General features: G+C 64.8%; 17 protein-coding genes. 13 read left to right on the top strand and 4 right to left on the bottom strand.

Annotation, left to right across the window (positions count from 1 at the left end; all coding sequences use genetic code 11):
- The first annotated feature begins 368 nt into the window (after positions 1 to 368).
- From BN9444_RS07175 to mobA, 5 genes are all read left to right on the top strand, one after another.
- The gene (locus BN9444_RS07175) at positions 369 to 2141 is read left to right on the top strand and encodes a long-chain fatty-acid--CoA ligase (RefSeq protein WP_068801664.1); all 1773 of its coding nucleotides are present in this window, start codon (positions 369 to 371) and stop codon (positions 2139 to 2141) included.
- 251 nt (positions 2142 to 2392) lie between these two features.
- On the top strand, positions 2393 to 3511 hold the full coding sequence (gene moaA, locus BN9444_RS07170) for a GTP 3',8-cyclase MoaA (protein WP_068801663.1): 1119 nt from the start codon (positions 2393 to 2395) through the stop codon (positions 3509 to 3511).
- 11 nt (positions 3512 to 3522) lie between these two features.
- Complete coding sequence (locus BN9444_RS07165; protein ID WP_068801662.1) at positions 3523 to 4749, top strand: molybdopterin molybdotransferase MoeA; 1227 nt, start codon at positions 3523 to 3525, stop codon at positions 4747 to 4749.
- A 30-nt stretch (positions 4750 to 4779) separates the two neighbouring features.
- Entirely contained in the window at positions 4780 to 5232 is a 453-nt protein-coding gene (gene moaC / locus BN9444_RS07160) for a cyclic pyranopterin monophosphate synthase (protein ID WP_068801661.1), read from the top strand.
- The gene (gene mobA, locus BN9444_RS07155) at positions 5232 to 5798 is read left to right on the top strand and encodes a molybdenum cofactor guanylyltransferase (RefSeq protein WP_068801660.1); all 567 of its coding nucleotides are present in this window, start codon (positions 5232 to 5234) and stop codon (positions 5796 to 5798) included. Before moaC ends, mobA begins: the two co-directional genes overlap by 1 nt.
- A 43-nt stretch (positions 5799 to 5841) precedes the next feature.
- On the opposite strand, the gene BN9444_RS07150 is transcribed toward mobA, so the two are convergent.
- Positions 5842 to 6225, bottom strand: a complete 384-nt coding sequence (locus tag BN9444_RS07150; RefSeq protein WP_084759273.1) for a molybdopterin-binding protein — start codon at positions 6223 to 6225, stop codon at positions 5842 to 5844.
- 381 nt (positions 6226 to 6606) lie between these two features.
- On the opposite strand from BN9444_RS07150, the gene BN9444_RS07145 reads away from it, so the two are divergent.
- The 5 genes from BN9444_RS07145 to narI are packed head-to-tail and all read left to right on the top strand — an operon-like array spanning position 6607 to position 14891.
- Positions 6607 to 7932, top strand: a complete 1326-nt coding sequence (locus BN9444_RS07145; protein ID WP_066509389.1) for a nitrate/nitrite transporter — start codon at positions 6607 to 6609, stop codon at positions 7930 to 7932.
- A gap of 27 nt (positions 7933 to 7959) precedes the next feature.
- Positions 7960 to 11697, top strand: coding sequence for a nitrate reductase subunit alpha (locus tag BN9444_RS07140; protein ID WP_068801659.1), 3738 nt, complete (start codon positions 7960 to 7962; stop codon positions 11695 to 11697).
- Positions 11697 to 13292 carry a nitrate reductase subunit beta gene (gene narH / locus BN9444_RS07135; RefSeq protein WP_066490795.1) on the top strand — a complete coding sequence of 532 codons (1596 nt, stop codon included), beginning with the start codon at positions 11697 to 11699 and terminating at the stop codon, positions 13290 to 13292. The genes BN9444_RS07140 and narH overlap by 1 nt, the downstream gene beginning before the upstream one ends.
- Complete coding sequence (gene narJ / locus BN9444_RS07130) at positions 13293 to 14099, top strand: nitrate reductase molybdenum cofactor assembly chaperone (RefSeq protein WP_068801658.1); 807 nt, start codon at positions 13293 to 13295, stop codon at positions 14097 to 14099.
- 9 nt (positions 14100 to 14108) lie between these two features.
- Entirely contained in the window at positions 14109 to 14891 is a 783-nt protein-coding gene (gene narI / locus BN9444_RS07125) for a respiratory nitrate reductase subunit gamma (protein WP_066490788.1), read from the top strand.
- 211 nt (positions 14892 to 15102) lie between these two features.
- Here the strand turns inward: narI and BN9444_RS07120 are convergent, their stop codons facing one another.
- Genes BN9444_RS07120 through BN9444_RS07110 form a run of 3 tightly spaced genes read right to left on the bottom strand, consistent with a single transcriptional unit; the run spans position 15103 to position 18636 of the window.
- Positions 15103 to 16515, bottom strand: coding sequence for a multicopper oxidase domain-containing protein (locus tag BN9444_RS07120; RefSeq protein ID WP_068801657.1), 1413 nt, complete (start codon positions 16513 to 16515; stop codon positions 15103 to 15105).
- A complete protein-coding gene (locus tag BN9444_RS07115) occupies positions 16512 to 17759 on the bottom strand; it encodes a beta-carotene 15,15'-monooxygenase (protein ID WP_066509372.1) in 1248 nt (415 codons plus the stop codon). Before BN9444_RS07115 ends, BN9444_RS07120 begins: the two co-directional genes overlap by 4 nt.
- Positions 17716 to 18636 (bottom strand): hypothetical protein, encoded by a 921-nt coding sequence (locus BN9444_RS07110; RefSeq protein WP_233423561.1) that lies wholly within the window; start codon positions 18634 to 18636, stop codon positions 17716 to 17718. The genes BN9444_RS07115 and BN9444_RS07110 overlap by 44 nt, the downstream gene beginning before the upstream one ends.
- A 186-nt stretch (positions 18637 to 18822) precedes the next feature.
- Between BN9444_RS07110 and BN9444_RS07105 the strand changes: the two genes are divergently transcribed.
- The 3 genes from BN9444_RS07105 to BN9444_RS15135 form a co-directional block, all read left to right on the top strand.
- Entirely contained in the window at positions 18823 to 19083 is a 261-nt protein-coding gene (locus tag BN9444_RS07105; RefSeq protein WP_068801656.1) for a DUF2249 domain-containing protein, read from the top strand.
- A 134-nt stretch (positions 19084 to 19217) separates the two neighbouring features.
- The gene (gene modA / locus BN9444_RS07100; RefSeq protein ID WP_420888718.1) at positions 19218 to 20048 is read left to right on the top strand and encodes a molybdate ABC transporter substrate-binding protein; all 831 of its coding nucleotides are present in this window, start codon (positions 19218 to 19220) and stop codon (positions 20046 to 20048) included.
- A 28-nt stretch (positions 20049 to 20076) separates the two neighbouring features.
- The coding region (locus BN9444_RS15135) for a molybdate ABC transporter permease subunit (protein ID WP_233423609.1) at positions 20077 to 21086 on the top strand (1010 nt) is incomplete at its 3' end.

The following is a 21086-nucleotide window of genomic DNA, read 5'->3' as shown; positions in this document are numbered from 1 at the left end:
AGTGCTCACGGATATCCTTTCGTTTCTCCCCGGGCCATGGGTGGGATCGCCGCGCACGCACGTGCGATAAGGCCCAGGGAGCCATCTTCAAACAATGTCTATGAATGCCCATGGACGCAATCACGGTGCGAAACGCGTTACCCGTGAGTGAAGACACACGCGGCCATGAGTAGAAATCGGGTGACTGGTGGAATGAAATTCGCGGGGACAGCGGCGCCACGAGTCTTCGAGCCGAGCACGCCGAGTGCAGCGCGTCAAAGGGGGGCGACCGTCACAATCCGCACAGTCGCCACCCAGTATAGATCACCGCTCGCCCCATGTCGCAACAGGCACCCACGCGTGGCAGGTGTGCGGCTACCATAAAGGGCATGCTTTCGACGATGCAGGACGTGCCGCTGAATATCTCACGCATCTTGGACTACGGGTCCACGGTCCACGGGGCCACCCCGGTGACCACGTGGCGTGGGGACACGGCCGCGGGCGAGGAGCCACAAGAGGTCGCAACGTTTGCCGATATCGGAGCGCGTGCGGCGGCGTGGGCGCATGCGTTGCACGAAGACCTGGGGGTTACCGGCGACGAGCGCGTGGCCACGCTAATGTGGAATTGCGCGGAGCACCTGGAGATTCTCTTCGGCACAGCGTGTAAGGGCGCGGTCTTCGTGCCGCTTAATAAGCAGCTCATGAATGACCAGATTCGCCACATCATCAACCACTCGCAGGCAAAGGTCATCGTTGCGGACCCGCGCTTGGCCGTGCAGCTGAAGCGTATCTTAAGCGGCGCGCCGGAGGTCGAGTCCGTGGTCTTTACTGGCTCGGTCGGGCTTGCCGATGCCGCCCTCCACATACCCCGCAGCGTCGCGACGTACTCCTACGAGCAGCTCCTCGACGGCAAGTCCTCGCGCTACCGCTGGCCGGAGCTCGACGAGCGCACTGCGGCGGCGCTGTGCTACTCCACGGGTACGACCGGCGCGCCCAAGGGCGTGGTCTACTCCCACCGCTCCATTTACTTGGAGGCCATGCAGCTGCGTTCCTCGGATTCGCTGTGCGTCACGCACGGCGAGACCTTCTTATGCTGCATCCCCATCTATCACGTGCTCAGCTGGGGCGTACCCTTTGCAGCGTTTATGACGGGCACCCCGTTGGTTCTTCCGGACTCGGATGTCTCGGCACCCACGCTGTCCAAGCTCATCGCTGCGACCCACCCGCGCGTGGCGCACGGCGCGCCCACTATTTGGCTCCAGCTCATCGTCCACTACATGCAAAACCCGCCGGAGCGCATGTCGCTCACTGAGATCTACGCGGGCGGCTCGCCGGTGCCGCCGCAGCTCATCAAGGTCTGGGAGGAACGCTACGGCGTGGACGTCATCCACGTGTGGGGAATGGTGGAAACCTCCACCGTGGGCTCCGTCGCCCGCCCACCGCAGGGCGTCAACGGCCCGGCGCGCTGGGCCTACCGCATCTCCCAGGGGCGCATTCCCGCCTCGTTACAGTACCGCGTGGTCAACGACGGCCAAGTCGTGCCCAAGACGGACCGCAACTCCGGCGAGATTCAGGTGCGGGGCAACCTCGTCACCGCGTCCTACTACGACTCCCCCACGGCTTCTTCGGGTGGCCCGGCCAGCGAGTTCCGCGGCAAGGCTGTGGAGAACGCCGCCTCCAAGTTCACCGCAGATGGCTGGCTGCGCACCGGCGACGTTGGCTCCGTCACACACGACGGCTTCCTCACCATCGAGGACCGCGCCCGCGACGTCATTCGCTCCGGCGGCGAGTGGATCTACTCGGTCCAGCTGGAAAACCTCATCATGTCTGACCCGCGCGTTATCGAGGCCGCCGTCATCGGCTACCCGGATAAGCAGTGGGGCGAACGTCCGCTCGCCGTCACCGTGCTCGACCCGCAGACTTCCCCCACCATTGAGACGGCTGAGTCCCTGCGCGACGCGATGCGCAAGGAGCTACCCAGCTGGATGCTGCCGGAATACTGGACCTTCGTGAAGTCCATTGATAAGACCTCCGTGGATAAATTCGATAAGAAGGACCTGCGCATGCACCTGGCCGAAGGTGAGTACAACATCATTCGCCTCTCCGGTCCGGGCGAGACCCACCGTCCCGAGTTCGACGAGTTCGAAGCGGAGGAATTCTAGGCTGGCCGTCGCCGCTTCCGGCATTAACGGGGCGACGCTGAGCATCATCACCGGCTCCGTGCTCACCACGCTCGCCGTGACGGCCTGGATGCTGCGCCGCCGTTTCCGCGAAATCCCGTTATTGCGGGGAGAGCACTCTCGGTGGGTCAGCACTACTTACGGCAGCTCGACACGCCCAGGGAATAAACACGAACAAACTCGCGTTATATTGTTTATACCCGTGCCCACGTCCAAGCTATGGTGGAAACCCTATGACTTCCCCGTCTCAACTCACCCGCGTCGCACTTCCGCTGCCGCGCATCGGCGGCGCTCCCACGCCACCCGCGGATATGCCCGCAGCTCATGCGGACGGTTCGCGCGCGCTCATCGACCGCTACGGCCGCGTCGCGCGCGACCTGCGCGTCTCCCTGACTGACCGCTGCAATCTGCGCTGCACGTACTGCATGCCCGCCGAGGGCCTCGATTGGATGCCCACGGAACACACCCTCTCCGACGAGGAGACCATCCGCCTTATCCGCTTGGGCGTCGAACGTCTCGGTATTCGCCAGGTGCGTTTTACCGGCGGCGAGCCGCTACTGCGCAAGTCCCTGGAGAAAATCATCGCGGCAACCAAGCAGCTGCGCACTGACGAAGGTGTCGCGCCCACCATCGCGCTCACCACCAACGGTCTAGGCCTACCCCGCCGCATTGAAGCGCTCAAGGAGGCGGGCCTCGACCGCGTGAACATCTCGCTCGACACCATCGACCGCGAGCTCTACGCGCAGCTCACCCGCCGCGACCGTATCAAGGATGTCTTCAAGGCCATCGCTGCCGCGAGCGAAGCGGGCCTTCACCCCGTCAAGGTCAACGCCGTGGTCATGCCGGGCGTTAATGAGGACGGCATCGTCCCGCTCGCCCGCTTCTGCCTCGAGCACGGCGCGCAGCTGCGCTTCATCGAACAGATGCCGCTGGGTCCGCGTGAGAAGTGGCGCCGCGACCAGCTCGTCACGGCGGACCAAATCCTCGATTACCTGCGCGAAGACTTGGAACTTACCCCGGCCCGCGAGCCGCGCGGCTCCGCCCCGGCCGAACTGTGGGAGGTAACCTCCCACGACGGCACCCTCCACGGCACGATCGGCATCATCGCCTCGGTGACGCATCCTTTCTGCGGCGACTGCGACCGCACGCGGCTTACCACGGATGGCGCGGTGCGCAACTGCCTCTTCGGCAACTCGGAGACGTCCCTGCGCGACCTCATGCGTGCGGGTGCCACCGACGAGGAGCTCATGACCGCCTGGGCCGGCGAGATGTGGGCCAAGCTGCCGGGCCACGGCGTCAACGACGAAGGCTTCTTGCAACCAGATCGTCCTATGTCCGCCATTGGCGGCTAACGTAGACATCTATGTCCATTACCATCGCTGCGCACCGCGCGCGCGTCCTCGCGCTAGCACATCCGGCCATGCCCGTCGACACACCGCTCGCGGAGCTGCCTGGCCGCGTTCTCGCTGCTGACGCTCCTGCACGTTTCCCCGTCCCGCCTTTCGATAACTCGGCAATGGATGGCTTCCTCGTCCGCCGTGCCGATCTCAAGGGCAAAGGCCCGTGGACGCTGCCCGTCGCAGGCGATGTCCCCGCGGGCTCCGCGCCGCTGTCCGTGCCTGCTGGCCACGCCGTGCGCATTATGACGGGCGCACCCACCGGAGATCCTTCCGGACTTGCCGTCATCCCGGTCGAGGACACCAACATTCCGTCCGGCCCGCACCCGCTGCCAGAGTCGGTCACTGTTTTTAGGCTGGGCGAGCGCTCGCATATCCGGCGCGCGGGCGATAGCCTCCAGCCCGGCCACCCCGCGGCGACTGCTGGCACGCCTGCGGATGCGCCCACCCTCGCCGCGCTCGTGTCGGCAGGCGTCGCCTCGGTTTCTGCCTACCCGGCGCCGTCCGTCGCCGTCGTGACGTCCGGCTCCGAGCTGCTCACGGCGACCGACGCCGCGGCGCTCTCCTCGCTCCCGGCTGGGGCGCTTCCCAATTCCAATGCCCCCATGCTCGCTGAGCTCGCCCGCGTTGCTGGCGCCAGTGAGGTCACGTACCGTCACGTCGTGGACTCACCCGAGGCGCTCGCGGCGGAGCTCGATTCGCTCGCCGCTGCCGGGGTCGATCTCATCATCACCTCCGGTGGCGTGTCCGCCGGTGCCTTCGACGTTGTTCACGAGGTCCTCGGCGCCTCGCCTGACGCCTGGTTCGGCGAGGTCTGCCAGAAACCCGGCGCGCCACAGGGCGCCTCGACGTGGCGTGGCGTGCCCGTACTCTCCTTCCCGGGCAATCCCGTGGCGGCTTTCGTGTCCTTCCATCTCTACGGTGCGCCGGTCCTGCGGCGCCTGCGCGGTCTGCCCAACGCCCCTGCCCCGCGCGTTGTCGCCCAGCCCGACGCTGAATTCCCGCGCGTACGCGACCGCGTCCTCATAGTGCCCGTGCGCCTGGACTTCACCGTCTCGCCGCCGCGAGCCACGCCCTTTAGCGGCCGCCACGTGGGCAGTCACCTCGTCGGCTCGCTCGCCGGCACACACGGCTACGCTGTCCTCGAATCCACGCTCCCAGACGGCGCATCCGTCGACGTCTACTTTTACTAACCCCCAGATTTCCCACTGATTGGAGCCCTCATGAAGTTCACTCACCTCAACGACGCCGGCGCCGCCTACATGGTCGACGTCACGGAAAAGAAGCCCACCGTGCGCACGGCCACCGCCTGCGGCGAGGTCTACTGCTCGCCGGAGGTCCTTGCCGCGCTGCGCGACGGCACGGTGCCCAAGGGCGACGTCCTNCTCCTTCCTCTCGCCCACACTATCGGCGTCCACGGCGCCGCGGTCGACCTTGAGCTGCGCGAGGACTGCGTCTTCATTGAAGCCACCGTGCGCACCGCAGACCGCACGGGCGTAGAGATGGAAGCACTCACCGCCGTCTCCGTCGCGGCGCTCGCCGTCATCGACATGGTCAAGGGCGTCGACCGCGCCGCCTACATTCGCCGTACGGGCATCGTCGCCAAGTCCGGGGGCCGCTCCGGCGATTGGTCTCGCGAGCTGCCGGAGCTCGCCGAAATCCCGGCCGCTGAGTAATGCGCCCCACAACCGGAGTCATCGTCCTCGCCGGCGGACGCGGCACACGCATGGGCGGCGTGGATAAAGGCTCCGTCACCGCGCGCGGCGCGCGCCTTATTGACCACGTGCTCGCCGCGCTGCCCTACGGCACGCCCACCGCGGTGGTCTCGCCGTACCCGCTGGGTCTGCCGCAAGTCTGCGAGTCTCCGCTCTTTGGCGGTCCCGTCGCCGGCATCGCCACCGGCTTCCACGCGCTCGACACCCCGCGGGTCGCGGTGCTCTCCGTCGATGCGCCCGATTCTCCGCGCATGCTTCCCCGCCTGGTAGCGGCCCTCGACGCCGCACCGGGGGCATCGGCAGCCGTCGCCAAGACCGGCTCACGCATCCAGCCGCTCATCGCGCTGTGGAACGCGGACGCGCTTGCGGCCGCGCTGGCGGCGCTAGGTTCGCCGCACAATACATCCGCGCGCCGTCTCCTGCGCGCCGCCCCCGGCGCCCTTGTCCGCGTGCCCGGCACTGGTGCCGAAGTCGACTACGACACCCCCGCCGAATTGTGTGCCTGGGCTGCCCGCGCCTCAACCTAGTCGAAGGCTGAAGGCCTAACACTGAAGACCTAATACTGAAGGCCTAACGGGCGTCCCGGAAGATATCCCCCACGAGTGGCAGCACCACACCAAGCGTGTCAGCGACCGCGCCGCGCGAGGACGCCGAGTTGATGATGAGCGATCCACCGCCGCGATCCGTCATGCCGATGATTCCACGCGACAGCCCCGCCTTGTGCGAGGACTCCAGCCCCTTGAGCAAGACTTGGGTCTCCAGGCCGGTAAGCCGCGCGGTGACAAACTCCGCGGTGACTTCTGGTGTGTAATTCGTGGTGCCTACGCCCGTGCCGCCGATGACGACGATAACGTGCGTGCCAGCGCGCACCTCGGCGCGCAGCGCCTCCGCAACACGGGCGTAGCCTTCCGCGATCACGACGTGGGAGCCCACTTCGAAGCCCGCATCTACCATAAGCGACGCCGCGAGTTCACCCGCCGTATTGGGCTTTTCGCCGNATCTACCAAAAGCGCCGCCGCGAGTTCCCCCGCCGTATTGGGCTTTTCGCCGCTGAGAATCCTGTCGGCGGTAACGATGATGGCGGCCGTGGTGGGCGTCATATCTGACTCCTTCAATTCCGTACACAATGTGTGACAAATTCAACACATTCAAACGTAAACAAAACTTAGGGTGACCTTCTTCAAGTTAACCTGCACCGGGCGCGAGTGAATTATTTTCGCAACATTTTCATGCCGTAATTAAACACGGAAGAACCCGTAAAAAAGGTCATGCTCCAGCATAAACCACGATAAATTGGATAGGAGCCCTTTTCTACGAGATATGGCAAGGAAAATAATGACTGCTCTCGATACCTCCGGTTCTACCATTCAAGGGTGGAACCCGGAAGATCCAGACCACTGGGATTCCAAGATCGCGTGGAAGACCCTCTGGCTCTCCACTTTTATCCTCATCATCGGCTTCGCCACGTGGTACTTGGTATCCGCCATCGCGCCGATGCTCAACCAGATCGGCTTCGATCTGTCGAAGAGCCAGCTGTACTGGCTCACCTCCATCTCGGGCCTCGCCTGCGGCCTGTTCCGACTGCTGTTCATGTTCCTGCCGCCGATCATCGGCACGCGCAAGCTCGTGACGCTGTCCTCCCTGCTGTTTATCATCCCGATGCTCGGCTGGTTCTTCGCCGTGCAAAACACCTCGACCCCGTTCTGGTGGTTCATGGTGCTGGCCTTCCTCTCCGGCGTCGGCGGCGGCGTCTTTTCCGGTTTTATGCCGTCTACCGGCTACTTCTTCCCCAAGCGCATGTCGGGCACCGCGCTGGGCATCCAGGCCGGTATCGGTAACTTCGGTATCTCCTTCATTCAGCTCGTCGCGCCGTGGCTCATGGGCTTTACGCTCCTGGGCATCGGCTTCGTGGCGCCGCAGCGCACGGATGAGGGCGATATCTTCGTGCACAACCCGGCTATCTTCCTCGTGCCGTGGGCCCTCGTCGGAGCTATCCTCGCGTGGACCATGCTCAAGGACGTGCCGATCAAGGCCAACTTCCGCCAGCAGATCGACATCTTCGGCAATAAGAACACGTGGATCCTCACCATCGTCTACCTCATGACTTTCGGTGCGTTCTCCGGCTTCGCGGCTCAGATGGCACTGCTCATCAACAACATCTACGGCGCTAACTCCTCTTTCGCAGGCACCTTCGAGAACCTGCCCAAGGGCGCGACCTACGCCTTCCTCGGCCCACTCATCGGCGCACTCGTCCGCGCACTCTGGGGCCCACTGTGCGATAAGTTCGGCGGCGCCATCTGGACTTTCATCGGCTGCCTCGGCATGACGGTCTTCACCGCAGCCTCCGCGCTCTTCCTCAACCCGAGCGACCCGAGCGAGTTCAAGTGGTTCCTCACCTGCATGCTCATCATGTTCTTCTTCACGGGTCTCGCTAACGCCGGCACCTTCAAGCAGATGCCTATGATCCTCCCGGCCCGCCAGGCTGGCGGCGTCATCGGCTGGACCGGTGCCATTGGTGCCTTCGGCCCGTTCGTCGTGGGTGTGCTGCTTTCCGCCATGCCTGCGGCTACGTTCTTCTGGGGCTGCGTGGTCTACTTCATCATCACCACGGCGCTCGTGTGGATCTACTACGCCCGCCCCAACGCTCCGTTCCCCGGCTAAACCAACTTCCTAGGAGTATTTTCACCCATGACTACTCACGTTGAGCCCCAGAATGGCAAACTCAACCCGCTGTTCAAGCTGGGTGCCTACCTGCGCCACGGCGAGGCCAGCGACTCCGGCCAGCAGCTGTTCCTCCAGGGCGGCCGCCAGGCTGATGTCTTCTACCGCAACCGCTGGGCCTTCGACAAAATGGTCCGTTCCACCCACGGCGTGAACTGCACCGGTTCCTGCTCGTGGAAGGTCTATGTCAAAGACGGCGTCATCACCTGGGAGTCCCAGGCAGTGGACTACCCCACCACCGGCAATGACATGCCGGAATACGAACCGCGCGGCTGCCCGCGTGGTGCATCCTTCTCCTGGTACACCTACTCGCCCACCCGCGTGCGCTACCCGTACGCCCGTGGCGTGCTCGTCGACATGTACCGCGAGGAAAAGAAGAAGACCGGAGACCCGGTCCTCGCCTGGCGCGCCATCCAGGAAGACCCGGACAAGCGCGCGGCCTATATCTCGCAGCGCGGCAAGGGCGGACTCATCCGCATTACCTACGAGGAGGCCATCGAGATGGCCGCCGCGGCACACGTCTACACCATTCGTGAGCACGGCCCAGACCGCATCTTCGGCTTCACCGTTATTCCGGCCATGTCGCAGGTCTCCTACGGTGCTGGTTCGCGCTTCCTTCAGCACATCGGCGGCGTAGCACTCTCCTTCTATGACTGGTACGCCGACCTTCCGCCGGCCTCCCCGCAGACCTTCGGCGACCAGACGGACGTCCCGGAGTCGGGCGACTGGTACAACTCGTCCTACCTCATGATGTGGGGCTCCAACATTCCGGTGACCCGTACGCCGGACTCCCACTTCATGGTCGAGTCCCGCTACCGCGGCACCAAGGTCGTTGTCGTCTCCCCGGACTTCGCAGATAACACGAAGTTCGCCGACGAGTGGGCGCAGATCAACCCGGGCACCGACGCCGCCCTCGCGTTCGCCATGGGCCACGTCATTCTCAAGAAGTTCCACGTCGAGCGCCAGGAACCGTATTTCATGAACTACATGCGTAAGTTCACGGACTCACCGTTCCTGATCACCCTCGAGGACCGCGGGGATGGCACGTACACCCCAGGAAAGTTCCTCACCGCTGCCCAGCTTTCCGATGCCTCCCTCAACGGCTCCCCCAATGCCGCCTACCGCACGCTCGTCATGGAAGAAGACGGCAAGGTCGTCGACCCGGGCGGCACGATGGCAGACCGCTGGGACATGGAATCCTCCAAGTGGAACCTCTCATTGGGCAACGCCGATCCGGTCATGTCCATCGCGGAGACCGACTCCTACTCCACCGCCGAGGTGCTCTTCCCGCGCTTCGACCTCGATGCTGACCCGAGCGATGTGGGCACCGATAAGCCGATCGGCGCCGGCGTTGTCCACCGTGGCGTCCCGGTCCGCGAGGTCGACGGCCAGCTCGTGACCACCGTCTTCGACGTGTTGCTCGCCCACTATGGCGTCAACCGCGAGGAGCTCAATCTCCCGGGGTCCTGGCCCAAGGACTTCTACGATGCCTCCGAGGTCGGCACCCCGGCTTGGCAGGAAGAGCTCACCGGCGTCGCCGCTGAGACCTGCATCCGCATCGGCCGCGAGTTCGCGCAGAACGCCGCAGATTCACAGGGCCGCTCCCAGATCATCATGGGCGCCGGCGTCAACCACTACTTCCACGCGGACACTATCTACCGCACATTCCTGGCGCTCACCTCCATGTGTGGCACGCAGGGTGTTAACGGCGGCGGCTGGGCTCACTACGTGGGCCAGGAGAAGCTGCGCGCCATCAACGGCTGGACCCAGTGGGCCATGGGCACGGACTGGCAACGTCCGCCGCGCCACATGATTTCCACCGGCTTCTACTACTTCGCCACGGAGCAGTACCGCTACGACAACTCGCACGCCTCGCACCTGGGCTCGCCGCTGGCTAGCCACGGCTCCATCGAAGACAAGATGGTCGCCGACACGATGGTCGAGGCCATGACCCGCGGCTGGATGCCCTCCTACCCGCAGTTCAACAAGAACTCGCTGCTCCTCGCGGACGAGGCCAAGGCCGCTGGCCAGGACATCAAGGATTACGTTGTCAACCAGCTGGAATCCGGCGACCTCGAGTTCTCCTACAACAACCCGTCGGCCAAGGAAAACTGGCCGCGCATCCTGCTCAACTGGCGCACGAACCTGCTGGGTTCTTCCGCCAAGGGCACGGAATTCTTCCTGCGCCATCTGCTGGGCGTGGACTCGGACGCCACCGCGGCCGAGCTCTCCCCGGAGGAGCGCCCGAAGTCCATCACCTGGGTCGACGACGCGCCTGAGGGCAAGCTCGACCTCATGCTGACCACGGATTTCCGCAACACATCCACGACGCTCGTCTCCGACATCGTGCTCCCAGCCGCCACCTGGTATGAGAAGCACGACATGTCCTCGACGGATATGCACCCGTACCTGCACTCCTTCAACGCGGCGATTAACCCGCCGTGGGAGGCACGCACGGACTTCGAGGTCTTCCGTGACCTCGCTGCCTCGCTGTCCGCGATGGCTGTGAAGTGGCTGGGCACGCAAACCGACGTGGTCACGCAGCCGAGCCACCACGACACCCCGGATGAGATGGGCATGGCCCGCGGAATCGTCCCCGATATCAAGGAAGTCGGCCTCGTCCCGGGGCTGACCATGCCGAAGATCGCCACCATCGAGCGCGACTACACGAAGATCTACGAGAAGTGGACCCACTTGGGCCCGCTGTCGGCCAAGGCCGGCACCGGCGTCCACGGCACGAAATTCAACGTGGAGAAGCAGGTCGAAGAGCTTAAGCTCATCTGCGGCACCGAGAAGACCTCCATGGGCGAGCTCGTGGATCTCACGAAGGACACCAAGGTCATCGACGCCATCCTGCATCTGTCCGGCGTCTCCAACGGCGAGCTCGCCAAGCAGGGCTTCGAGTTCCTCTCGTCGCGTACCGGCAAGGACCTCACCCCGCTCGGCACCGCTGACGAGGATGTGCGCATCACATGGGACTCCATCAAGGAGCGTCCGACCGAGATCATCACCTCCCCGGAGTGGACCGCAGATAAGCGCAATGGCCGTCGCTACACGGCGTTTAGCATCAACGTCGAATTCGACAAGCCGTGGCACACTATCACTGGCCGCATGCACTACTACATCGACCATGACTGGTTCATGGACTACGGCGAGTCGCTGCCGGTCTTCCGCCCGCCGCTCGACCACCTGCGCATGCACGGCGAGTTCGAGCCGGGCCAGCAGCTGACCAACGACCGCGGCGAGGCCGAGGTGACCCTGCGTTACCTCACCACACACAACAAGTGGTCCATCCACTCGCAGTACTTCGACAACCTGCACGTGCTGTCCATCTCCCGCGGTGGCCAGGTCGTGTGGATGTCCGACAAGGACGCCAAGAAGATTGGCGTCGCGGACAACGAATGGGTCGAGGTCTACAACCGCAACGGCATCGTCTCCGCCCGCGCCATCGTCTCCCACCGCATCCCGGAGGGCACGATGATTATGAACCACGCCCAGGAACGCACAGTGGGTACGCCGCTCAACGAGCACACTGGCCGCCGCGGCGGTACGCACAACTCGCTCACGCGTATTTCCATCAAGCCGGTTCACATCGCGGGCGGCTACGGCCAGCTCACCTACCACTTCAACTACATCGGCCCAACCGGCAACAACCGTGACGAGGTCACGCGCGTGCGCCGTCGTTCCCAGGAGGTTACGTACTAATGAAGGTCATGGCCCAAATCTCCATGATTATGAACCTGGACAAGTGCATCGGTTGCCACACGTGTTCAGTCACCTGTAAGCAGGCATGGACCAACCGCGAAGGCACCGAGTACATCTGGTTCAACAACGTCGAGACCCGTCCGGGTCTGGGCTACCCGCGCACCTGGGAGGACCAGGAGAAGTGGAAGGGCGGCTGGGAGCTCACCTCCTCCGGCAAGCTCAAGCCCAAGGCGGGCGGACGCTTGAAGAAGCTGGCCACCATCTTCCACAATCCGAACCTGCCCACCATCCAGGACTACTACGAGCCGTGGAGCTACCAGTACGAGGACCTCATGGGTGCCAAGGCCGGGCAGAAGACCCAGCCCACCGCCAAGCCGGTCTCCCAGATCGACGGCCGCGAGATCAACAAGATTGAGTGGTCCTCCAACTGGGACGATAACCTCGGCGGCTCCACCACCACGATGGACGCAGACCCCACGCTGCACAAGATGAATCTCTCCGTGAAGAAGGAGATCGAGGATTCGTTCATGTTCTACCTGCCGCGCATCTGCGAGCACTGCATGAACCCCACCTGCGTGTCCTCCTGCCCGTCCGGTGCCATGTACAAGCGCGCCGAGGACGGCATCGTCCTCGTTGACCAGGACCAGTGCCGCGGCTGGCGTATGTGCGTCTCCGGCTGCCCCTACAAGAAGGTTTACTTCAACCACAAGACCGGCAAGGCTGAGAAATGTACTCTCTGCTACCCGCGCCTTGAGGTCGGCCAGCCGACCGTCTGCTCCGAGACCTGCGTGGGCCGCCTGCGCTACCTCGGCGTCATCCTCTACGACGCTGACCGCGTCGCCGAGGCCGCATCCGTCCCGGACGAGAAGGACCTCTTCGAGGCACAGAAGTCCATCATGCTCGACCCGCACGACCCGGAGGTCGTCAAGGCCGCCCAGGCTGCGGGCATCCCGCACTCCTGGATCGATGCCGCGCAGAACTCGCCCATCTACGACCTCATCTTCAAGTACGGTCTGGCACTGCCGCTCCACCCGGAGTACCGCACGCTGCCCATGGTCTGGTACATCCCGCCACTGTCCCCCATCGTCGACCAGGTGACCAAGTCCGGCAACGACGGCGAGGACCACAAGATCCTCTTCTCCGCCTTGTCGAATATGCGCATCCCGCTCGAGTACCTCGCAGGCCTGTTCACGGCCGGCGACACGGTGCCCGTCGAGAAGTCCCTGCGCCGCCTCGTCGCCATGCGTTCCTACATGCGTGATATCAACCTGGGCAACGAACCGCAGGAAGAGATCGCACAGGCCGTCGGCATGACCGGCGAGGACATGCTCTCCATGTACCGTCTGCTGTCCATCGCGAAGTACGATGACCGCTACGTCATCCCGACTGCGTCCCCGGAGACCCCGCGCGGCATCGCCTCGCTCGATCCCTTCGGCAACGTCGACCCGTCCCGCGCCAGCGACGATGTCTTCCATGACCTCGGCATGGGCGCTCCGGAAGCCTGCCACACCGAGGGTGCGGCGGCATCGGAAGGCAAGGTCTCCTTGCTCAGCTGGACGGGCGACCGCCCGGACTCCATGTTCCCGGAGCGCTAAATGGGTATCTTCGAAAAGCTCGCCGCGCGCATGCCGGTGCCCCAGCCTGACGATGCCCCCGCGGGCTTCGGCACGCCCGCCGGCATCGGCAGCATGGGTGGCGCCGCCGACGTCAAGCGCACCGTGCGCACGCATACCGGTAAGGTTCCAGCAACACTCGTCGCGCCCGTCGCGGTTACCGACGACCAGCGGCGCATCGTCGCCATGGCCGCCTCCGTGCTGCTGCGTTACCCGGGCGAGGATTACCTCGAGCGCCTCGACATCGTCCAGGAGCAGCTTGGTGAGCTGCCCATGGCGATTGCGACTGACTTCATGACCTTTGCGGACTGGGCGCGCTCGACCGGCCTGCGTGGGCTCGAGGAGCACTACGTCGAGATCTTCGACCAGCGCCGCCGTTGCTCGCTCTTCCTCACCTACTACGCGGTGGGCGATACGCGTCAGCGTGGCATGGCCATCTTGTCCATCGGTGAGCAGCTCAAGTCTTTGGGCTTTGAGCTCGACTCCGATGAGATGCCAGACCACCTCTGCGTCATGCTCGAGGCACTCGCCTACACCGAGGGCGAGCCGCATGCCCGCGCGGTGGAGATGCTCGCCAGCTATCGTGAAGGCATTGAGGTGCTCCGCGCCGCGCTGGAGCAGCTTGGCTCGCCGTATTCGCACCTCATCGTCGCGCTATGCAAGGCCCTGCCCGACGTCGACGAGGAGACCGCGCAGAAATACGTTGACCTTATCCGCACCGGCCCGCCCGCTGAGATGGTGGGTATCGCCGATCTTCCCTTCCCCACCGCTCAACCCGACATTCATTAAGGATCCACCATGGAACATTTCAATAACTTCCTCTGGGGTGCGTTCCCGTGGCTCGCTATCGCCGCCTTCTTCGTGGGCATCTTCTGGCGCTGGCGCACCGACCAGTTCGGCTGGACCACGCACTCGTCCCAGATTTACGAATCCAAGCTGCTGCGTCTGTCCTCCCCGCTCTTCCACTGGGGCATGGTCTTCGTCGTCATCGGCCACCTCATGGGCCTGGCAATGCCCAAGTCCTGGACCCGTGCCGTCGGCATCAGCGACCACGCCTACCACCTCATCGCGACGATCCCCGGCTCCATCGCCGCCGTCGCCGTGGTCCTCGGCTTCTGTGGCCTGCTCTACCGCCGCATCGTCAACCGCTCCGTTTTCCTGTCCACCTCGAAGTCGGACAAGGTGATGTACGTCTTCCTGGGCCTGGCGCTGCTCTCGGGCACCATCGCGACGTTCTCCACCCAGGTCTTCGGCGGCCCGCAAGGCTACGACTACCGTGAGACCATCTCGCCGTGGCTGCGCGACCTCATCGTGTTCAATATCCACCCGGAGACGATGGTTGACGTCCCCTGGCAGTTCAAGCTCCACGTCCTCGCTGGCTTCACCATCATCGCCGTGTGGCCGTACACCCGCCTGGTCCACGCGTTCTCCGCGCCGGTCGGCTACGTCACGCGCCCGTATGTGGTCTACCGCTCCCGCGATTCCCGCGCGACGGACATGCGCCGCCACGTCGCCTGGGAGCCGGTGCGCAACCACCACTCCCAGCTCGACAAGTCCGAGACACCTTCGCACGGCGCCTAACCGGCGCCCTGCCCCACCAACGCCCGCTCTCCTCGCACAGGAGCGCGGGCGTTTCCCGATCCCTGCCCTGTGTCTTTACGCCGTCTAAGTCCCTACATGTGCCGCTCTTGGGCACCGTCGGCGGCCACAACTTCCGCCCCGTGATAGGAAGACACAAAGACACCGCGCCTCGAACCGGGGCGCGGTGTCTCGGGTGCCAGGTGGCTGCGGTCTACTCGGTGACGATGATCTTGCCGTGCTGGCCCTTCTCAGCGTTCGTCATGATGTGGTTGACGAAGCTGTACGTGCCGGGCTCGTTGAAGGTCATCTCCACGAAGCCGCCTTGCGCAGGCAGGAGATCGAGGGCCTGCGAGCCGGTCCGCTTCTCGTCGCGGATGAGGTACGTGCCCTCCTTGTAGACGGTGTCAAACTGCTCGCCCACGACGTGGAAGCTCAGCGGCTGGTCCGGGCCGACGTTAAGGACCCACAGGCGGACGGTCTCGCCGACTTTGGCGTGCAGCGGCTCGAGGTCGTACTGGTTGGGGTAGCCGTTAAACGCCATGAGGTCGAAGTCACCGTTCGCGACGCGGTCGGGGTTGGCACCGATGGCTTGGTCGCCGAGGAAGACGTCGGAGGCCACGAACGTGTACTCGCCGTCAACGTCGCTCAGGGCGTCGTCGCCGACCGGGTCGATGATGACCGCGCCCATCATGCCGTTGGCGATGTGGAGGCTCATCGGGTCGGTCGAGCAGTGATACATCCAGATTCCCGAGCGGTTGGCGGTGAACTCGTAGGTGAGCTCCTCGCCGGGCTCGATGGTCGCCATGGTGGTGTCGGGGTTGACCTCGCCGGCGTGGAAGTCGACGGAATGGCCCATGGTGCCGTTGTTGACAAGCGTGATCTTGAACGTGTCACCCACCTTACCGTGAAGCGTCGGACCCGGGGCTTGGCCGTTAAAGAGCCACTGCACTTGTTTCACGCCCGGCGCGACCTCGCGGACTTCCTCGGTCATCTCCCACGTCTCCTCGTGGACCGTGCCCGTCGACGGTGCCAGAGCGGCGTCGCGCGCCTGGAAATCGTCGCGCTTCTTCGTGCGGTCCGCGGCAGACGGCACGGTGACAAACGGGTTGGAGGCACCGGCGACGGCATGGTTGTGCTCACCAGATGAGGCTTCGGAGTTCGCACCCGTCGCATGCACCATGAACGTCATGCCCTGCATCTCGTGGCCAGCAATCGTGCAGATGCCCTTGATGTCCTCCGTGATGACGCCCGCGTCGAGCTGCGCGGACTTGCCCGGCTCGATGCGGCCGGTCTCGTTATCGCCGATCTTCAAGTCGTGGACCTTGTCGCCGGTGTTCGTGAAGTTCACGATGAGGCGCGAGCCCGCGGGCACGTCCACGGAATTCGGCACGAAGGCCATGCCGTCCACGGTGACATCGACAACGACATCGTCTCCAGATGCCGCGACCGGAGCCGCCGGCGATGAGGCCTTGTTCGTTGCCGTCGTGTTCACCACGGCGAGCACGACCACGGCCGCGATGGCGAGGCCAATGAGCAGCCAGGCGGCCCAGCCGTTGGCGTTCGACTTCGCCGGTTGAGCCGGCTGGGACGGTTGGGAGGGTTGCGGGGACATAAGATTCGTCATGCGGACTTCCTAACTTTCAGCGACCAGCAGATAGCCGCCACGTGACCGATGAGGCCTAACCCCATCATGATAATCCCGGCCAGTGCTGGGCCGGTAAGCGTAATGAGCGCGCCAAGGTTGACCAGCACCACACGCGCGGGCGCCGCGAACGTGCCGCGTCGACGCCCTTCGTAAACGGCCTCACGCCCACCACCGCGCAGCGTGGGCAGCAGGTGCGTGAGCACGCCCGTAACGAGCTGGAGCAGCCCGCCGCCCACGAAGGCCGGCATGAGCACGAGGGTGACTGCCCGGGGGAAGGCTCCGGCCAGGACTGAGGCGGCATCGGCAGCGTTGAGCGCCACCATCCAGAACACTCCGGCCAGCACGCTTGCCGATGCCGCCGTTACCTGCGGCGCCCCGCCCAGCACGCCCGACACGACCGGCGCGATTACGAGCGCACTGGCGAGCACAGTGAGCAGCTGCGCAATGCCCGCGGGCACGGGCAGGCCGAGCGCGTAGCACACGACGGCGGCCGAAAGCCCACTGCAATGCACCGTGAGCGCACGCAGGCAGCGGGCGCGGGCGGTGGGCGAAATCTTCGTGCTGGAGAGGGTGGGCAGCAGCGTCACCACGGTGCCGACGATGGTGAGCAAGGCAAAGCCCCAGACCGCCGCGCGTTGGTGGGCCGCGATGAGCGAGGAATAGTTGCCCACTCCCCGCCCGGCGAGCACGGCGCAGACGACGGCGACGATCATGAAGGCGGCGGCCGCGATGTAAAAGGGCACGGTGACGGCGAAGGACCCGGCGAGCGAACCGCGCAGAGCGCGCGCGATGGCCCAGATGTGCCACGCGAGGGAGGCAATGATGAGGAGCGAGGCGGCATCGGCAAGCGGGCCCCAGTCATAGCCCGCGCGGTCGATGAGCAGGAGGAGGAGTCCCACCTGGACGAGCGCCACGCGCGCGGCAACGGCGCGGTAATCCTGTGTCGCGGTGCGGGTGAGCGCCTCGGCGAAGTGCGTGGAATAGACGATGATCGCCGTGGTGAGCGCGCCGATGGTAAACGGGTGGATGAGCTCCCACCAGATGACAGGTGCGCCGAATTGGCGGGCGATGACGTAGCCCATGCCAATAAAAATCCACAGCGCGATGACCGCGAAGGCCAGCGTGTGCCAGCGGCGGCGGCCTGCGAGCGAGACGTCGCTCAACGGCGCGGCCTGCGCTTTAAGCCGTGGTTGCGGTGCGCTGGGGCCGAGTCCTATCTCCATGACGCGCCTCCTTCCAGGTAAGAATTATGCCGGTAACTAAGAACACGAGCACCGCGAGGATGGTCGCGAGCCCGCCCGATTGATAGGCCCCGGCGTACTGGCGCAGATCCGCGTAGATGCGCAGGGCCAGTCCCAGGTGCAACAGGATGAGCGGCACGTAGAGCGCCGGGTGATACGGGAGCTTGCGCCGGATGACCGAGGTCAAAATGGTCGGCGCGTGGGCGAAGATCATGGAGATGACGAAGCCCAGGAAGACCGCGTGGATGGATGCATCGTAGGCAAAGCCCGTCACGTCCGGCCCGAAGGCCAGCCAGAACACGCCGCCAAGGGCGAGCCAGCCGTAGCCGGCGAGCATCGCGATGGCCGTATAGCGCGGCAGGCCGGTGGACCGCACGAGGTTCTTCGCGACGTCGAGCTGGGCCGCGCGGGCCGCACACGCGACGAGGGTGAGCCCCATGACGCGGTAGCCAATGGCCGGGTTGGCGAGGAAGAGCACCGCCGCGGCGGCGAGTGCCAACACGAGTGCGGCGAGCGAACCTCCGGCGCGGGCGCCGGACATGGTAAGCCGCGCGAGCTCCATGCGTTCACCCAGGATGGTCGCCACGGCGTAGAGCACCGCGAGCGGCATCGCGGCGGCGAATCCGCCGGTGGTGGCCCACTGGACGGCCGCGGAGACTCCGCCGAGCACGCCGACGGCCTGCACGAGCACGGCGAGCATGGGCTGACGGTGGCGGTAAATCTCGGTGTATATCGCGCCGAGGACGAGGAACGAAGCGGCAAAGGCGGCTGCGGGCACGGCACGCGGCAGGCCCGCGAGCAACGTCACGACGCCCAGGACGTGGAACGCCGGTCCCGCCCACGCCCAGGACGTGCGCACGNCCCCCACGTAAAGCCGAGCAACGAGGCGCCGGCGGCGAGACCGACGAGGAGCGACGCGCCCGCGACGGCAAGGAACGCCATCCGGTGCGCGACGTTCTGCGTGGCTCGATTATTTTTCACGACTTTTATCGTACTAATATTGAGCCTAAGATAAAAGCGAATATCAACCGAAAGGACCACAGCCATGCAGCTGCCCATCTCTGACGCCCACAAGGGCAACAACATCCCGACCCTCGATGCCACCACGATTCCGCACGTCGTGCGCCACGGCGCCATTCATGGTGCGCTGGGCACCCTCAACGTGGGTGAGTCCATGGTGCTCGTCGCCCCGCATGACCCAATCCCGCTGCTGCGCGAGATCGAGGCCCGCGAGGAGGACTTCGAGCTCGAGTACCTCAAGAAGGAGCCGCAGGAGGTGCACATCAAGTTCACGCGCACCGCGTAAACTCCCCTGCCTTCGCACCATCGCCCCGCCCCACAGTGCGGGGCGATGGTGCGTTTTTCATCAGATATTTGTATTTGCACCCACTAAACTTGAACCCATTACTCGCCTCTGCAGAAAGTTCACTCATGCGTCTTATCCGTCCGCTTCTCGCCGTCCTTGCAGCCTCTGCCACCGCCGTCACCTTGAGCGCCTGCTCCCCGACTCAGCAGAAGGACTCGAGCACCGGCTCGGCCGACACAGCCGCGTCTGCGTCGTCCGATAATTCCGGGTCCTCTGACACCCCGGCTTCCGATGCCGCCGAATCCGTGCAGCTGGCTCTCTTCGCCGCGTCCTCGACGCGCGTCCTCAACGAGGCCATGGAGAAGGCCGCGGCAGACATCCCGGCCACGCTCACCTTCAACAACGGTGGTTCGGCTGCGCTCGTCCAGCAGATCAAGGAGGGCGCTCCGGCGGACCTGTTGCTCACTGCATCGAAGAAGACGATGGACCAAGCCGTCGCGGACGGCACCGTAGACGAGCCGCAGACGCTAGCCGAAAACGTCATGGTCATGGTCGTGCCCAAGGGCAACCCGGCGGGAATCACGTCCCTTGATGACGTGAACGAGGACACGACCTTCGTGCTCTGCGACCCCACCGTGCCGTGCGGCGACGTCTCGACGAAGATCATGGACGACAAGGACCTCGACCTCAAGGCAGACTCGCTCGAGAGCCAGGTCGCGGACGTGCTGGGCAAGGTCACCTCTGGCGAGGCCGACGCAGGCTGGGTCTACTCCACGGACGCCGCAGCCGCCGGTGATGCCGTCGAGGTCATCGAGATTCCGGGAGCCGAGAAGTTCACCAACTCCATCCTGGGCGCCACCGTCAAGGATTCCGAGCACAAGGACGCGGCGACTAAGCTGTTGAATACGCTCGCCGATGACTTCGATTCCACGTGGACGGAGTTCGGTTTCACCCCGGCTGATTAGTTCCCGGATACCCCCACCTGCTGTTTACATGAACGCCACTGACCTCGAATCCCCGCTTCGCCTGCGCCGCGCTCCAGTAGCGACGCCGGTCGTCTTCACCGTGCTGGGTATCGCGGCAGTGGCGTATATTGTAGGGCCCATCATCGCCTTGGGCCTGCGCGTGCCGTGGGGACGCTTCGTCGAGATTGCCGCGCGTGCCGAGACCCGCGAGATGCTCATCATCACGCTCGCGGCAGCCGCACAAGCAACAGTCATCGCGGTAGCACTCGGTGTGGGGCTGGCCGTGTGGCTGCACAACCTGCGCCGCGGCGCATCCATCGTGCGCCTGCTTGTCTACGTGCCACTGGCCATGCCTCCGGTCGTCGCAGGCCTCGCGTTGACCGCAGCTTTCGGGCGCCGCGGACTGCTCGCCCCGATACTCGACGCCCTCGGCATCCAATTCGCCTTCGACTTCTCCGGCGTCGTGTTGGCGCATATCTTTGTCGCGCTGCCTTTCGTTGTGGTCGCCGTCGACACGGCACTGCGCCAAATCGACGGGGAGATCCTCGCCTCGGCGCACGGCATTGGGCTCACGCAGTGGCAGATTCTGGGCAAAATCACCGCACCCATGACGGCCCCAGCCATCCTCACGGGCGCCGCGCTCGCCTTCGCACGGTCCCTGGGTGAGTTCGGTACGACCATCACCTTCGCCGGTTCCATGCCTGGAATTACGCGCACGATGCCGCTGGGCATCTACCTCGAGCGCGAAGTAAGCACCGAAAACGCCTACGTGCTCTCAGCCATCCTCATCGCGCTCGCCATCGTCTCGCTCGCGGTGGCTGGCGTGCCGACGCTGGTCCGCAAGACTCCGCGCCAGCGCGCCCGCGAGCTGGGGTGTCTCGATTCCGCGCGCCTGCGCGAGCTCACCGCACCGGACTCAGCGGCCGCGGTCACGGTGTCCCACGGCGACCACACGACGGTCTTCCCGGCCGGCACGATCTCCGCCATCATCGGCGAAAATGGCGCCGGTAAGACGACGCTCATGAATATCATCGCCGG

Origin of the sequence: Corynebacterium phoceense, from assembly GCF_900092335.1 — a bacterium.
GTDB lineage: Bacteria > Actinomycetota > Actinomycetes > Mycobacteriales > Mycobacteriaceae > Corynebacterium > Corynebacterium phoceense.
The sequence above is the reverse complement of the archived record's forward strand: the minus strand, read 5'-3'. Positions and strand labels throughout refer to the sequence as shown.